The sequence below is a fragment of the Tsukamurella spumae genome (assembly GCF_012396015.1).
Lineage (GTDB): Bacteria > Actinomycetota > Actinomycetes > Mycobacteriales > Mycobacteriaceae > Tsukamurella > Tsukamurella spumae.
The window spans coordinates 27714-41730 of record NZ_JAAXOQ010000013.1 but is presented as its reverse complement, the minus strand read 5'-3'; the positions used below and the strand labels follow the sequence as shown (position 1 = coordinate 41730).

At 70.7% G+C, this 14017-nt stretch carries 16 protein-coding genes; 13 read left to right on the top strand and 3 right to left on the bottom strand.

What is annotated here, in order from left to right; translation table 11 throughout:
• Window positions 1-8: 8 nt before the first annotated feature.
• On the bottom strand, window positions 9-719 hold the full coding sequence (locus tag HF999_RS11410; RefSeq protein ID WP_168545999.1) for a YoaK family protein: 711 nt from the start codon (window positions 717-719) through the stop codon (window positions 9-11).
• Window positions 720-822: 103 nt separating this feature from the next.
• Between HF999_RS11410 and HF999_RS11405 the strand changes: the two genes are divergently transcribed.
• The 7 genes from HF999_RS11405 (at window position 823) to nrdH (ending at window position 8840) form a co-directional block, all read left to right on the top strand.
• Window positions 823-2484 (top strand): ABC transporter substrate-binding protein, encoded by a 1662-nt coding sequence (locus tag HF999_RS11405; RefSeq protein WP_168545998.1) that lies wholly within the window; start codon window positions 823-825, stop codon window positions 2482-2484.
• Window positions 2485-2486: 2 nt separating this feature from the next.
• Window positions 2487-3440: an ABC transporter permease gene (locus HF999_RS11400; protein ID WP_168545997.1), complete on the top strand. Its 954-nt coding sequence runs from the start codon at window positions 2487-2489 to the stop codon at window positions 3438-3440.
• The gene (locus HF999_RS11395; protein ID WP_168545996.1) at window positions 3437-4312 is read left to right on the top strand and encodes an ABC transporter permease; all 876 of its coding nucleotides are present in this window, start codon (window positions 3437-3439) and stop codon (window positions 4310-4312) included. Before HF999_RS11400 ends, HF999_RS11395 begins: the two co-directional genes overlap by 4 nt.
• Window positions 4313-4314: 2 nt before the next feature.
• A complete protein-coding gene (locus HF999_RS11390; RefSeq protein ID WP_168545995.1) occupies window positions 4315-6120 on the top strand; it encodes a gamma-glutamyltransferase family protein in 1806 nt (601 codons plus the stop codon).
• Complete coding sequence (locus HF999_RS11385; RefSeq protein ID WP_168545994.1) at window positions 6104-7759, top strand: dipeptide ABC transporter ATP-binding protein; 1656 nt, start codon at window positions 6104-6106, stop codon at window positions 7757-7759. Before HF999_RS11390 ends, HF999_RS11385 begins: the two co-directional genes overlap by 17 nt.
• Window positions 7760-7767: 8 nt before the next feature.
• Window positions 7768-8433 (top strand): GntR family transcriptional regulator, encoded by a 666-nt coding sequence (locus tag HF999_RS11380; protein ID WP_168545993.1) that lies wholly within the window; start codon window positions 7768-7770, stop codon window positions 8431-8433.
• A gap of 173 nt (window positions 8434-8606) precedes the next feature.
• On the top strand, window positions 8607-8840 hold the full coding sequence (gene nrdH / locus HF999_RS11375; RefSeq protein ID WP_168545992.1) for a glutaredoxin-like protein NrdH: 234 nt from the start codon (window positions 8607-8609) through the stop codon (window positions 8838-8840).
• 136 nt (window positions 8841-8976) lie between these two features.
• Here the strand turns inward: nrdH and HF999_RS11370 are convergent, their stop codons facing one another.
• Together HF999_RS11370 and HF999_RS11365 are read right to left on the bottom strand one after the other, a co-directional pair.
• Complete coding sequence (locus tag HF999_RS11370) at window positions 8977-9318, bottom strand: hypothetical protein (protein WP_168545991.1); 342 nt, start codon at window positions 9316-9318, stop codon at window positions 8977-8979.
• Window positions 9319-9400: 82 nt separating this feature from the next.
• Window positions 9401-9799, bottom strand: coding sequence for a recombinase RecA (locus tag HF999_RS11365; RefSeq protein WP_168545990.1), 399 nt, complete (start codon window positions 9797-9799; stop codon window positions 9401-9403).
• A 325-nt stretch (window positions 9800-10124) separates the two neighbouring features.
• Here HF999_RS11365 and infC point away from each other — a divergent pair, with 325 nt between their 5' ends.
• Genes infC through HF999_RS11335 form a run of 6 tightly spaced genes read left to right on the top strand, consistent with a single transcriptional unit; the run spans window position 10125 to window position 13876 of the window.
• Window positions 10125-10715 (top strand): translation initiation factor IF-3, encoded by a 591-nt coding sequence (infC, locus tag HF999_RS11360; protein WP_168546052.1) that lies wholly within the window; start codon window positions 10125-10127, stop codon window positions 10713-10715.
• A gap of 52 nt (window positions 10716-10767) precedes the next feature.
• The gene (rpmI, locus tag HF999_RS11355) at window positions 10768-10962 is read left to right on the top strand and encodes a 50S ribosomal protein L35 (protein ID WP_068570012.1); all 195 of its coding nucleotides are present in this window, start codon (window positions 10768-10770) and stop codon (window positions 10960-10962) included.
• Window positions 10963-11012: 50 nt separating this feature from the next.
• Window positions 11013-11393, top strand: a complete 381-nt coding sequence (gene rplT, locus HF999_RS11350) for a 50S ribosomal protein L20 (protein ID WP_168545989.1) — start codon at window positions 11013-11015, stop codon at window positions 11391-11393.
• Between the two features lie 2 nt (window positions 11394-11395).
• Window positions 11396-12193, top strand: a complete 798-nt coding sequence (locus HF999_RS11345; protein WP_168545988.1) for a TrmH family RNA methyltransferase — start codon at window positions 11396-11398, stop codon at window positions 12191-12193.
• Between the two features lie 56 nt (window positions 12194-12249).
• The gene (locus tag HF999_RS11340; protein ID WP_168545987.1) at window positions 12250-13584 is read left to right on the top strand and encodes an acyltransferase family protein; all 1335 of its coding nucleotides are present in this window, start codon (window positions 12250-12252) and stop codon (window positions 13582-13584) included.
• 37 nt (window positions 13585-13621) lie between these two features.
• Window positions 13622-13876: a hypothetical protein gene (locus HF999_RS11335; protein ID WP_168545986.1), complete on the top strand. Its 255-nt coding sequence runs from the start codon at window positions 13622-13624 to the stop codon at window positions 13874-13876.
• The last annotated feature ends 141 nt before the right edge of the window (window positions 13877-14017 follow it).

The window sequence follows — 14017 nt, the reverse complement described above, 5'->3', positions numbered from 1 at the left end:
CGATCGGTTCAGTCCGCGACGGCGTCGGCCGGCGTGGGGCGCGCGATCCGGTGGTGCCCCACCGGGCCCGCGATCGTGACGCCCGCGGTGAGAGCGGCGGCCAGTAGCAGACCGGCGGAGACGTGGGCGAGAAGGGCGGCCGCCCCGGCCCCGGCGCCGGCGCCGATCAGGACGATCGCCAGCACTCGCCGGACCCAGTTGGCGCCCGCGCCGCCGGCGAGGCGGGAATCCGCCGCGAGACCGGTGAGCGTCGACGTCACCACGACGGTCGTCACGTCCGCCACCTTGAGGACCCGGGCCGCCGCGGCCTGCATGCCCATCGCGAGGGCACTCGCGCCGGTGGCGATACCGGTCCACGGCTCGTGCCCCGGATCGCCGACGGTGACCAGTGCCGCGCCGGTCCCGGCGAGGATCACGGTCACCGTGGCGAACACGCCGGTCATCCGCGTCGACCAGTGCCCTGCGTGCCCCCGGAGCAGCCGCCCGGCGACGACGGCTCCTACGCAGAAGGCCGCCAACGCGAGGATCGGCCGGAGGACGGGGAGGTCCGTCGTGCCGGTGAGCCCGACGCCCAGGAGGACCACGTTGCCCGTCATGTTCCCGGTGAAGACGCGATCGAGGCCCAGGTAGCCGACGGCGTCGATCACACCGGTCGAGAACGTGAGTACCAGCATGAGGGCGAGATTGAGCAGGTCGGCTCGGTTCGGCTCGGACGGCATGGGTCTCCAGGGATCGTAGGTTTTCGTATACGAAAACGACGTGCAAGTCGGAATTATCGTATACGGTTGCCGCACTTATCCACTGTGGGAAAGTGAGCAGGCCATGAATCCGGACCCCACTGCGCGGGTGTTCCGAGGCGTCCCCCGGAGGAACGGAATCCTCGCGCTGATCGTCTCGGTGGCGGCCCTGGTCGCGGGCTGCGTCCCCATCCAGCCGGCGATCCCGCCCGGCGACAAGTCCGATGCGCTCGGCGAACCGATCGGTGCCCGCCCGGTTCGCGAGGGTGGCGTCCTGTCGATGGCCCTCTCGTCCGAACCCGACAAGCTGGACCCGGCCACGTCGACCTCGCTCTACACCCGCTACGTCGCCGCCTCGATGTGCGAGAAGCTCTACGACCTGGCGCCGGACGGCACCATCGTCCCGCAGCTGGCCACGGCGCTGCCGGCCATCAGCCCCGACGGTCTGACCGTGACCATCCCCGTGCGCACTGATGCACGGTTCGCGGACGGCACGGCGCTCGACGCCGAGGCGGTCCGGGTCACCCTCGATCGCAACCTGACACTTCCCGGTTCGGCGCGCAAGTCCGAGCTGGGCCCCATCGACACAGTCACCGTGGCCGATCCGGCCACCGTCCGGATCACCCTCAAGCGCCCGTTCGCCCCCTTGACCGCCGCCCTCGCCGACCGCGCCGGCATGATCGTCTCGCCGACCAGGCTCAAGGACCCGCGCCCGTTCGCGGAGAGCCCGGTCTGCGTGGGCGCGTTCAAGTTCGAGCGCAGGATTCCGCAGACGTCCATCCGCCTGGTGCGCGATCCCCTGTACTACGCCGCGCGCGAGGTGCACCTGTCGGAGATCGTCTACCGGATCATGTCCGACGCCAACATCCGCGCGGCGAATCTGCGCTCGGGGAGCGTGCAGGTCGCCGACACCATCTCGCCCCAGGACGCCGATGCCCTCCAGCGGGAGAAGGGGATCACGCTGCTCCAGTCGGCCTCGCTCGGCTACCAGGGCATCACGTTCAACATCGGCAACGCGGACGGCGTCGGTAAGCCGGTGCGGCAGCGTGAGACGCCGATCGCTCGGGACGCGCGGGTGCGCCGGGCCTTCCAGATGACGCTCGATCGCGCGGCGATGGTCAATTCGGTTTTCAACAACTGGCACGAGGCGGCGTGCTCGGCGATCTCTCCCGCCTCGCCGTACGCCACGCCCGCGTCGAACGCCTGCCCGCCCTACGACCCGGCCGCGGCCCGCAAGATCCTGATCGACGCCGGCTACACCCTGCCGGTGCGGGTCGAACTCTCGGTGGCGACATCGCCGGACTCGCAGCGGTACGCCCAGGCGGTGCAGGCGAGCGCGCGCGCCGGTGGCTTCGACGTGGCGGTGCGCCCCGTCGAGTACTCCACGCTGCTCGACGTCCAGGCGCGCGGCACCTTCGACGCGGTGCTGCTCGGCTGGTCCGGGCGCGTGGACCCCGACGCGAACCTCGCCGCCTTCCTCGCGTCCGGGGCGGTGCGGAACTACAGCGGGTACTCCGATCCCGAGGTCGACCGGCTCCTGACGGACGCGGCGCGGACGAACGACCAGGGCGAGCGCGCCAGGCTGTACGGGCTGGTGACCACGAAGGTGCACGAGGACGTGCCGATCGTCTACGGCTACCGGATGCGCAATCTCACCGCGTACGTCTCCGACGTGGCGGGCGTGCGCACGTACGCGGACGGCGTGGTGCGCCTCGAACGCGCGGCCTTCCTGGCCGAGAAGGAGTGATCATGGGCCGATATCTGTTCAGCCGGGCCTGGCAGTCCGCGGTGACTCTGCTCGTCGCGTCGATGGTCGTCTTCGCCGGGGTGCGGGCCATTCCCGGCGACCCCGCGCGCACGATGGCGGGGGAGGAGGCGGATCCCGAGGCGCTCGCAGCGATCCGGGACCGGCTGGGCCTCGACGACCCCATCCCGGTCCAGTACGTGAAGTTCCTCGGGGACGCGCTCCGCGGTGACTTCGGCAGCTCGATCCGCACCGGTACGCCGGTGTCCGACCTGATCGGCTCGACTCTGCCGGTCACGTTGTGGCTCTCGACCTTCGCCATCCTCATCGCCGTGGTGGTCGGCATCAGCGCGGGTATCGTGGCCGAGAGATTCCGCGGCCGCTGGCCGGAGTGGATCGCCAGCGCGGGCGCCGTGATCGGACTGTCGGTACCGAACTTCTGGCTCGGGATCCTCGCGATCACGCTGCTCGCGGTGAACCTCGGCTGGTTCCCGGCATCGGGCTACGTTCCCGTGCTCTCGGATCCGGTGCGGGGCGTCTACTACCTGACCCTGCCGGCGATCATCCTCGGCATCGGCCTCGCCGCGGTCATCATGCGGCAGACGCGAGCGTCGATGATCGAGGCGATGGGCTCGGACTACGTCCGCACGGCACGCGCGAAGGGGCTCGGCCGCGGTCGCATCCTGCTGCGTTACGGCCTGCGCAACTCCCTGGTCGTGGTGGTGACCATCGCCGGACTGCAACTGGGCGGCCTGATCTCGGGCGCCGTGGTCACCGAGAGGATCTTCGGCCTCCCCGGATTCGGCAAGCTCACCCTCGATTCGGTGTTCACCCGCGACTACCCCGTGATCCAGGCCGTCGTCCTCGTGGTCACGGCGTCCTACATCGTGATCAACCTCGTGGTGGACCTGCTGTACTCCGTGATCAATCCCCGTATCCGGGTGGGAGGAGATCGATGACCGCCACGACCCCGTCCACGGCCGCACTGGGCGGCGAGCGGCACCGCGTGCTGCGCGCGGTGTTCGGCAATCCGGTGGGTGTCGCCGGCGCGGTGCTCCTGGTACTCGTCCTCGGAGCGGCGCTCCTGGCGCCGGTCCTGGCCCCCTACGACCCGACCGAGGTCCACTTCGCCACGCCCTACCAGCAGCCGGGCACCGTCGGATTCTGGTTCGGGACGGACGATCTCGGACGCGACATCATGTCCCGCCTGCTCTACGGCACTCGTGCCTCGCTGCAGGTCGGTCTGCTCGCCGTGGGCCTGGCAGTGCTCGTGGGCGCCCCGCTCGGCCTGCTCGCGGGCTACTGGCGGGGCCTGGACGCGCTGATCTCGCGCGTCGCCGACGTGCTGCTCGCCTTCCCGTTCCTCATCGTCGCGGTGGGGATCGCCGCGATCAACGGCGCGAGCCTGGCCGGCGCCGCGATCGCCCTGGGGCTGGCCAAGATCCCCACCATGATCCGCGTGGTGCGGGCCGAGACCATGCGGGTCAAGGAGCTCGACTACGTCACGGCCGCCCGTGCCATGGACGCCGGCCCGGTGCGCATCCTGGGCGGACACGTGCTGCCGAACGTGGCGTCCGCCGTGATCGTGCAGGCGACCGTGATCATGCCGATCGCCGTCATCGGCGAGGCGGTGCTCTCCTTCCTCGGGCTCGGGATCCAGCCTCCCGATGCGAGCCTGGGCATCATGCTCTCCGACGCCCAGCAGTACATCTTCCGGGCCCCCTACGCCGCGATCTTCCCGGGCGTGGCGATCATGTTGATCTGCCTCGCCTTCAACCTGTTCGGCGATGCCCTGCGCGATGCGCTCGACCCGGCCACCCGACGGAGGTAACCATGAGTTTCACCGAACCCGATGCCTTCACCACCCGCCCGACCCTGCGCGGGTCCTTCGGGATGAGCGCCTCGACGCACTGGCTCGCGACCGCGGCGGCGCAGAGCGTTCTCGAACGGGGCGGCAACGCCTTCGACGGTGCGGTCGCGGCGGGCTTCGTGCTCCACCTCGCCGAACCGCACCTCAACGGACCCGGTGGCGATCTGACGGGCGTCTTCTTCGATGTCCGGCTCGGTGCGCCCCGGGTCCTGATGGGGCAGGGCCCGGCGCCCGCGGCGGCCACGCCCGAGCACTTCCGCGCCGAGGGCCTCGACCTGGTGCCCGGGGCCGGAGCTCTCGCGGCCGCGGTTCCCGGTGCGGTGGACGCCTGGCTGCACCTGCTCGCCGAGCACGGCACCTGGGAGCTGTCCGACGTCCTGGCCTACGCGATCGGGTACGCCCGTGCGGGGTGCCCGATGGTCGGACGCGTCGGGGAGACGATCGCCACGGTGCGTGAGCTCTTCGAGCGGCACTGGCCGACATCGGCGGCGATGTGGCTGCCCGACGGAAGGGTCCCCGCCGCGGGTGAGGTGCTGCGCAATCCCGCCTACGCGCGCACCCTGGACCGCTTGATCGAGGCCGGTGCCGGCGTCACCGGACAGGACGAGGCGGCGCGCGTGGCGCGGATCGCAGCAGCCCGGGACGCGTGGTCGACGGGGTTCGTCGCCGCGGCCGCCGTCGATTTCGTCGCCGCACCGCACCGCCACTCGACCGGCACCGATCACGCGGGCGTCATCGACCGCGCCGACTTCGCCGGCTTCCGGGCCGGCGAGGAGGACCCGGTCAGCATCGTCTTCCGCGGCCACACCATCGCCAAGACCGGTCCCTGGGGACAGGGTCCGGTGTTGCTGCAGACGCTGCGCATCCTGGAGGGCTTCGCCGACGACGAGCTCGATCCCTCGACCGCGGCGGGTGCGCATCGCATCATCGAGGCGCAGAAGCTCGCCTTCGCCGACCGTGAGGCCTACTACGGTGACGCCGCGGACGTCCCTCTGCCGCAGTTGCTCTCGGCCGAGTACGGTGCGCAACGCCGCGCGATGATCGGGCCGCGCGCCTCGACCCAATTCCGCCCGGGCACCGTCGACGGCCATCAGCCGTTCGTGCCGCCCCTGCGCGAGGAGTACGACGCGCCATCCGGCGGCGGCGCCGGCGAGCCCACCGTGAACGTCACCGGCGAGTCCCGCGGGGACACCTGCCACCTCGATGTGGCCGACCGCCACGGGAACCTCGTCTCGGTCACCCCGTCGGGCGGCTGGCTGCAGTCCTCCCCGCTCATCCCGGAACTCGGATTCTGTCTCGGCACCCGCCTGCAGATGACCTGGCTCGAACCCGGTGGGCCGGCGACGCTGACCCCCGGGCGCCGTCCCCGCACCACCCTCACCCCGACGCTCGTCCTGGTGGACGGTGCTCCCGTCACCGCGCTCGGCTCCCCGGGCGGTGACCAGCAGGACCAGTGGCAACTGCTGTACCTGCTGCGCACCATCGTCGGCGGGTACACCCCGCAGCAGGCGATCGACGCGCCCGCCTTCCACACCACGTCGGTGCCCGGCTCGTTCTGGCCCCGCACCTGGACGCCCGGAGGCGTGGTCGTCGAGGACCGTCTGGGTGCGGAGACGATCTCGGCTCTCGCGGCGCTCGGACACCGTGTCACCAGGGCCGGGGACTGGGCGCTCGGCCGACTGTCGATGGCGGGGCGCGAACCGGCGACCGGGCTGCTGTGCGCCGCCGCCAACCCGAGAGGAGCGCAGGGCTATGCCGCAGGACGCTGAACCACTGCTCGCGATACGTGGGCTCCGGCTCGCCTTCGCCGGCGACGACGGTGAGACGGAGGTGCTGCACGGCGTGGATCTGTCGGTGGCGCCGGGGGAACGGGTCGCCGTCGTCGGCGAATCCGGTTCGGGCAAGTCGACGGTGGCCTCCGCCGCCATCGGCCTGATCGCATCCGGAGGCAGGGTGACGGGCGGCATCGTCGACTTCGCGGGGACCGACCTGGCTCGCGCGGACGAGCGGACCCTGCGCAGTATCCGCGGCCGGCGGATCGGACTGGTGCCGCAGGACCCGATGTCGAACCTCAATCCGGCCATGCGGATCGGCGAGCAGATCGCCGATACGCTCCGCGCTCATGCGAGCGGGCCTGCGCGAACCCGGCGGGCGATCCGGGCCCGCGTACTCGAACTCATGGACCAGGCGGGGATCCCGGAGCCGGCCCGCCGGGCACGGCAGTACCCGCACGAGTTCTCCGGCGGCATGCGCCAGCGGGTGTTGATCGCGATCGGATTGGCCTGCGAGCCCGACCTGTTGATCGCCGACGAGCCGACGAGTGCGCTGGACGTCACGGTGCAGCGTCAGATCCTCGATCATCTGCAGACCTTGATCGAGGCGCGTGGCACCGCGCTGCTCCTGATCACGCACGATCTCGGCCTCGCCGCCGATCGCGCGGACCGGGTGGTTGTGATGCAGGGCGGCAGGATCGTCGAGGAGGGACCGCCCGCGCGAATCCTCAAGGCGCCGCACGAGGAGTACACGCAGCGGCTCGTCGCGGCGGCGCCGTCCCTGGTCGCGGCCCGGGAGCAGGTGCTACCGGGTGTCGTCGCGGGCGCGGCGACGGTGGAGGCGGCCGCGGCGAAGCAGCCCATCCTCGACGTGCGGGACCTGGTGCGGGAGTACCGGATCCGGGGCTCCCGCGAGAGTTTCCGCGCCGTCGACGAGGTGAGTTTCAGCGTCGACGAGGGGTCGACCACCGCGATCGTCGGAGAGTCGGGGTCGGGCAAGACCACGCTGACGCGCATGGTCCTCGGCCTCGAGCGGCCGACATCCGGCTCGGTCCGCGTCGATGGGGAGGACGTCTCCCAGCTGCGCGGCGTGCGCCGCCGTGCGGCCCGGCGCCTCATGCAGCCCGTCTTCCAGGATCCGTTCGGGTCGCTGGACCCGACCTATTCGATCGAGCGCCTCATCGACGAGCCGCTGCGGGTCTTCGGAATCGGCGATCGCACCGCGCGTCGTGCGCGGGTCGGCGAGCTGCTGGACGCCGTGGCCCTCCCCGGAGCGGTGGCGCAGCGCCGGCCGGGACAGCTGTCGGGCGGGCAGCGCCAGCGCGTGGCGATCGCCCGGGCGCTGGCGATCAACCCGCGTCTGGTGGTGTGCGACGAGGCCGTTTCGGCGCTGGACGTGCTGGTGCAGGATCAGATCCTGACGCTGCTCAGCGATCTGCAGCGCGACCTGGGCCTGGCGTACCTGTTCATCACCCACGACCTCGCGGTGGCGCGGCAGGTGGCGCACCAGGTACTGGTCATGCGGCGCGGCAGGGTCATCGAGCAGGGGCCCGTCGATAGGATCTTCGGCGCGCCGGCCGAGGACTACACACGAGAGCTGCTGGCCGCGATCCCCGGAGCGGACTTCTTCGGATAGGAGGCGACGTGGCCGAGAGCAACGCCGAACGGGTGCGCGCCGAACTGCGCAAGCGGATCATCGCGGGCGACCTGGAGGCCGGGGAGCGGTTGGGCGAGGGAGCGTTGAGTCGTGAGCTGGGCGTGAGCCGCGTCCCGATCCGCGAGGCGATGCGCCTCCTGGAGACGGAGGGCCTCGTCGAATCCCGTCCCTTCGCCGGCGTGCGCGTGGCGGATCTGGCACCCGACGAGGCGGGGGAGTTGTTCGACATCCGCCTGGCACTGGAGCGGGCGACCGCCGGCCGGGCCGCCCGTCGTGCCGCCGCGAACCGCGACGACGGGGTCGAGGACGGGGACTGGGCCGACCTGCGGACGCGGCTCGATGCGGTGCTCGCCGAAGGGGACGCCGCGCTCGCCGCCGGCGACCTCGAGCCGCTGACGCAGCTGAACATGCAGTTCCATCACCTGATCGCCGAGCTAAGCGGCAGCCGGACGATGGTCCTGCTGCTGCGCACGATCGCCGGGTCGATCGAGCGCCTCTACACCGCGGACGCGCGACGCCGGGCTCCCACGTCGTGGCCGGAGCACCACGGCATCATCGCTGCGATCGATGCGGGCGATCCGGACGCCGCCGGGATGGCGATGGCCGCGCACGTACGCAAGTCCAAGCGGAGCTACCTCCGGGGGCGGACGTAGGCGAGCGGTGCACAACCCGGCCGGGCGATTTCCTCCACAGACGGGACCGGATCCGCGTCCGGACCTGCTCGGGACCGTCGCCGGCTGGGGATCGGGTTGTGGAGAACGTGTGCATCAAACGCCTTATCTTGTGTAAATTGCAGCGATGTAACACAAGATGTAGTGTTATCGGCATGAGCAACGTGATCGTCTACACCAAGCCCGCGTGCGTGCAGTGCACGGCGACCTACCGCGCGCTCGACAAGGCGGGTGTCGAGTACACCTCCGTCGACATCAGTCTCGACGAGGAGGCGCGGGAGTACGTCCTCGCGCTCGGCTACCTGCAGGCACCCGTCGTCGTGATCGACGGTGCCGACCACTGGTCGGGCTTCCGCCCGGACCGGATCAAGGCGCTGGTGGCCGCCTGACGCCGCCGCGCGTACGGACGCGCGAACGACGAACGGGCCTTCCGTCGCGGGGATGCGATGGAAGGCCCGTTCGTCGTTCGTCATGCGGGCTGCACGCCGCCGGATCCCGCCTGAGGCCGTGGGCTCCGGTCGCCGCTCACCAGTGGCAACGGCCGGGTTCCCACCGGCCGGGCACCCAGTGGCCCTGCTCGAACCAGCCGGGATGCCACTGCGGCTGCACCCAGTAGCCGGGGTGCCAGCCCCACCGGTCGCCCCAACCCGGCCGCCAATAGCCCGCCTGCCACCAGCCGTTGTGCCAACGACCCTGCGTCCAGTACCCACCGACCCAGCGGCCCTGCTCGCACCATCGGGGTCCGGGGTGCGATACCGCCGGTGTCGACGGGGTGGCCGACGCCGTCGCGGCGGTGACGCCCCCGAGTGGAGCCAGTACTCCTGCAGCGACCAGTACGCCGGCCGCGAGCGTTCTCATCCGTTTCATAGGGGAACGGTACGCCCGGTGTGACCTGGAACACTAGACCTATTTACACAGGTCAGGGTGTTTTTGGGGGATAACCCTGAGGTTAGCTATACACCGGTCCGGTGTACTTCTCGCCCGGTCCCTGGCCGGGCTCATCGGGGTAGGCGCTGTACTCGCGGAAGGCGAGCTGGAGCGACTTGAGGCCGTCGCGGTACGGGCCGGCGTGCGGTCCGAGGTACTCGACGGACGCCGTGGTCAAGCCGGCGAGCGCGGTGATCAGGCGGCGGGCCTCGTCGAGGTCGAAGTGGGGGCTGTTGCGCGGGTCGAAGGCGGCTTGATCGTCGCCCTCGGCGGCGGCCTCGGCGCCGGTGAGGCCCAGTTTCTCCGCCGCGGCGCTCATCAGCAGCATCCACGCGCTGGAGATCACCTCGATCGACGGCGAGTCTGCGACCAGGCGTTCCAGTGTGTCGGGCTCGGGGGACGAATTCGGATTCTCACTCACGACTGTTACAGTGTCATGTGCGACCGCTCCGGACTTGAGCCGGGGCAGCAAGTGGAGTCCACTCCCACCACGTCGACCTCCGGTCGGCTGGTCCGGTCGCCGCGGTGATGTCCGTCAGGAACATCACGCGCGGTCTCCTCGTTGGAGGAGGGGTTGATCGTCGGTGCATGCCGCGACGGCCCGAATCGGTCGGTGTGGGCCCCGCCAGGTGTGAGTCACCTGGTCGGGGCCTTTTCGCTGTGTGGGATCGGGGTCTGAAGCTGCGCGGCGGTCTACGAGTGAAGACCGCTCGCAAGCGTCGCGAGTACCTATATGAGGAGGCCCCATCAGCACTGAGACACGCACCAACGGTCAGATCCGCGTCCCTGAGGTCCGGCTCGTCGGCCCCGGCGGAGAGCAGGTCGGGATCGTGCGGGTTGAAGATGCGCTCAAGCTGGCGTACGAGGCGGACCTCGACCTGGTCGAGGTGGCACCCAACGCCCGTCCGCCCGTATGCAAGATCATGGACTACGGCAAGTTCAAGTACGAGGCCGCGCAGAAGCTGCGCGAGTCCCGGAAGAACCAGCAGCTGACCGTGATCAAGGAGCAGAAGCTCCGCCCGAAGATCGACGACCACGACTACGAGACCAAGAAGGGCCACGTGGTCCGGTTCCTGGAGCAGGGCTCCAAGGTCAAGGTCACGATCATGTTCCGCGGTCGCGAGCAGTCGCGTCCCGAGCTGGGTTTCCGTCTTCTGCAGCGCCTGGGCGCCGACGTGGCCGAGTACGGCTTCGTCGAGACGTCCGCCAAGCAGGACGGTCGCAACATGACCATGGTCCTCGCCCCGCACAAGGGTGCGAAGACCCGCGCCAAGGCGCAACAGGACAAGGAAGCCCCCGCGGCGCGGCCCGCTGCGCCCGAGGCTCCGGCCGGGTAAGCGACTCACGTCGCGAACCCGCTGAAGAACCAGAGAAGAAACGAGACGAGACATGCCGAAGAACAAGACCCACAGCGGTACCGCGAAGCGCTTCAAGATCTCGGGTAGCGGAAAGGTGCTGCGCCAGAAGGCCGGCCGTCGCCACCTGCTCGAGCACAAGAGCTCCCGCGTGACCCGTCGCCTCGACGGCGTGGCCGAGGTGGCCCCCGCCGACGTGCGTCGCGTCAAGAAGCTGCTCGGCAAGTAAGCCGCTCCGCATCACCCGCTAGAACTTTTCACACGTAAGGACGAAGACCTATGGCACGCGTCAAGCGCGCAGTGAACGCTCAGAAGAAGCGTCGTTCCATCCTCGAGGCGTCGAAGGGCTACCGCGGCCAGCGTTCGCGGCTGTACCGCAAGGCCAAGGAGCAGCAGCTCCACTCGCTGACCTACGCCTACCGCGACCGCCGTGCGCGCAAGGGCGACTTCCGCAAGCTGTGGATCACGCGCATCAACGCCGCGGCCCGGGCCAACGACATGACCTACAACCGCCTGATCCAGGGCCTGAACCTGGCCGGCGTCGAGGTGGACCGCAAGAACCTCGCCGAGATCGCCGTGTCCGATCCCGCCGCGTTCACCGCGATCGTCGAGATCGCCCGCAAGGCGCTTCCGGCCGACGTGAACGCGCCCGCCGCGTAATTTTGACGCAGCACCCGCAGCGACCCGCGGACCAGCTCTTCACGGAGCGGACCCCGCGGGTCGTTGCTGCATCCAAGCTCCTGCGCGCCGCGGGCCGCAGGAAGGCCGGGCTCTTCCTCGCCGAGGGCTCCAACGCCGTCACCTCCGCGCTCGCGGCGGGGCTCGTCGTCGAGCTCTACGTCACGGAGGAGGGCGCCGAGCGGTACCCCGAGCTGCTGACCGGCCGCGCGGCGTACGTGACCGAGCGCGCAATGCGCGGGTTGTCGGACACCGTCACCCCGCCCGGCATCGTGGCGGTCTGCCGAGCCCTTCCCGAGGCACGCGTGCCCGACGGTGCGCGGCTGGTCGCCGTCCCCGTCGACGTCTCCGAGCCGGGCAACGCCGGCACCGTCATCCGCGTCGCGGACGCCGTCGGCGCCGATGCGGTCCTGCTGGCCGGCGACACCGTCGACCCGATGAACGGGAAGGTCGTGCGGGCGTCCGCGGGCTCCGTCTTCCACCTGCCGGTGGCGCAGGAACGCGACCCCGAGGCCGCGATCGCACAGCTCAAGGGTGCCGGGCTGACGGTGCTCGCGACCGCCGCCGACGGCGAGGTCTCCCTCGACGACGCGGACGAGCTCCTGGCCGGGCCCACCGCCTGGCTGTTCGGCAACGAGGCCCACGGCCTGCCCCGCGAACTGCAGGCATTCGCCGACCATCGCGTCGCCATCCCCATCCGCGGCCGCGCCGAGTCGCTGAACCTCGCCACCGCCGCGTCGATCTGCCTGTACGCGAGCTCCCGCGTGCAGAATCGGGGATAGAGCCCTACCTGTTCCGGGTAGGACTACTCATCCGCGGGGCCCCGCGGGCCGGAAGCATGGTGGACATGAGACTGCTGCCCTCCCGCACCGTCGTCGTCGACGGCACGCCGGACACCCGCGATCGCGCGATCGACGTCGCTCGCATCCTCAGCCTGCTCGTCGTGATGTTCGGCCACTGCGTGCTCCTGCTCGCCACCGTCACCCCGTCGGGCGTCTGGGTGGGTAACACCCTGGGCGCGCAGCCCGCGCTGCAGCCGATCACGTGGGTGCTGCAGGTCATGCCGCTGTTCTTCCTGGCCGGCGCGGCCTCGTCGGCCTACGGGCTCAAGCCGGGGACGCCGTGGGGTGGATGGCTCCTCGGGCGTGCTCAGCGGCTGGCCCGACCGGTGTTCTGGTACCTGGCGTTCTGGTCGCTCGCCCTGGGCGCGACGCGGGTGCTACTGGGGGAGTCGAGCGCCGCGCGGCTCGGCGGCGAATCGGTCGCGTTGCTGTGGTTCATCGGCGTCTACCTGGTGGTCCTGGCGTTCGTCCCGGCCCTGATGCGATGCGGCGGCGCCGCCCTCGGTGGGATCGTCGTCGGGCTGCTGGTCGCGTGCGCGGGGTTCGACGGTGCGCGCCTCGCCACAGGCTCGATCGAATGGGGGTTCCCGAACTTCCTCGTCGTGTGGTTGATCCCCGTGGTGATCGGCGTGGCGTATGCGCGGCGGCTGATCCCGACCCCGGTGGCGCTGGTGGTCGCGGCGCTCGCCTTCGCGGGAGCAGTGGTCGCGGTGGTGGCGGGACCCTACGATGTGCCGCTGGTCGTGACCGGTGCCGAGACCTTCTCCAACACCACGCCGCCCACGCTCCTCCTCGGCCTGCACTGCGTGTGGGTGAGCCTGTTGTTCGTCGCGGCGGCGCCCGCGATCGGGTGCTGGGCGCGTCGCCCACGGGTCTGGTACCCGGTGGCTGTCGGCAACGGGGGCGCGATGACGCTCTACCTCTGGCACATCCCCGCGATCGCGGTGGCGGCGTTCGCGCTGCACGCGGTGGGCATCGACGCGGTCGACCCGTACCAGTCGGGGTTCTGGGGCCTGATGGCGCTGCGCGCCGCGGTCTTCGCGGTCGTGATGTTCGCGCTGTTCATCCTGCTCTCGCCGCTCGAACACCGTCGCCTGCCGTGGTGGGACGCGCGGGTCGCGGGGCGCGGGGGCCGGGGAGCGCTGGCCGGCGCCCTCGTCTGCCTCGCGGGTGTGGCGGTTCTGCTGATGGCCAAAGAGGGGCTGGGTACGGAGACGGGCTGGTGGGCGCTCGCGGTCTTCGTCGCGGCGCTGGTGGCGGCGCGGGCGGTCGCCGGGACTCGGGCCGACGTGCCGGTGCCCCGCGGCGACCGCGGGCGGAGTGTGATCTGATGAACAGGAAGTGTCGAATAATGTGGAGAGGGTCGAAATGAAGCGCATCGTCATCGCGGGAATCGTCGGACTGGGCGTGGTCGTGGCACCCGCCGCGGCAGCACAGGCCGCGCCTGGCGCACCCGTCAGCGTCACCTGTGACGTTTACGCGCAGCAGTTCGGCGACCAGTTCTCGTCGTTCGCGGGCACGGTGCACGGCACCGGACCGAATCGCGCCGCGGCGCGAGCCAACGCCGAGTCGAAGATCTGGGGTCCGTACGGCTCGATGCCGTACGTCGCCAACTGCCGCTGAGCGGGCGTACCGTCGGACCCGTGACGAGAGCGGCAGCGCGACGCCTGACCGAGCGGTGGCCGCGTACCAGCGGTAATGCGATTCCGTCCGCGGAATCCCGTCGTCTAGTCTGGACCGGTACCGTCCCACCTCACCGAGGAG

Bases quoted from the DNA above. Each gene is read 5' to 3' on its own strand.
- HF999_RS11410 (WP_168545999.1), bottom strand. From the start codon at position 719: ATGCCGTCCGAGCCGAACCGAGCCGACCTGCTCAATCTCGCCCTCATG.
- HF999_RS11390 (WP_168545995.1), top strand. From the start codon at position 4,315: ATGAGTTTCACCGAACCCGATGCCTTCACCACCCGCCCGACCCTGCGC.
- HF999_RS11385 (WP_168545994.1), top strand. From the start codon at position 6,104: ATGCCGCAGGACGCTGAACCACTGCTCGCGATACGTGGGCTCCGGCTC.
- nrdH (WP_168545992.1), top strand. From the start codon at position 8,607: ATGAGCAACGTGATCGTCTACACCAAGCCCGCGTGCGTGCAGTGCACG.
- HF999_RS11370 (WP_168545991.1), bottom strand. From the start codon at position 9,318: ATGAAACGGATGAGAACGCTCGCGGCCGGCGTACTGGTCGCTGCAGGA.
- HF999_RS11340 (WP_168545987.1), top strand. From the start codon at position 12,250: ATGGTGGACATGAGACTGCTGCCCTCCCGCACCGTCGTCGTCGACGGC.
- HF999_RS11405 (WP_168545998.1), top strand. From the start codon at position 823: ATGAATCCGGACCCCACTGCGCGGGTGTTCCGAGGCGTCCCCCGGAGG.
- HF999_RS11400 (WP_168545997.1), top strand. From the start codon at position 2,487: ATGGGCCGATATCTGTTCAGCCGGGCCTGGCAGTCCGCGGTGACTCTG.
- HF999_RS11395 (WP_168545996.1), top strand. From the start codon at position 3,437: ATGACCGCCACGACCCCGTCCACGGCCGCACTGGGCGGCGAGCGGCAC.
- rplT (WP_168545989.1), top strand. From the start codon at position 11,013: ATGGCACGCGTCAAGCGCGCAGTGAACGCTCAGAAGAAGCGTCGTTCC.
- rpmI (WP_068570012.1), top strand. From the start codon at position 10,768: ATGCCGAAGAACAAGACCCACAGCGGTACCGCGAAGCGCTTCAAGATC.
- HF999_RS11335 (WP_168545986.1), top strand. From the start codon at position 13,622: ATGAAGCGCATCGTCATCGCGGGAATCGTCGGACTGGGCGTGGTCGTG.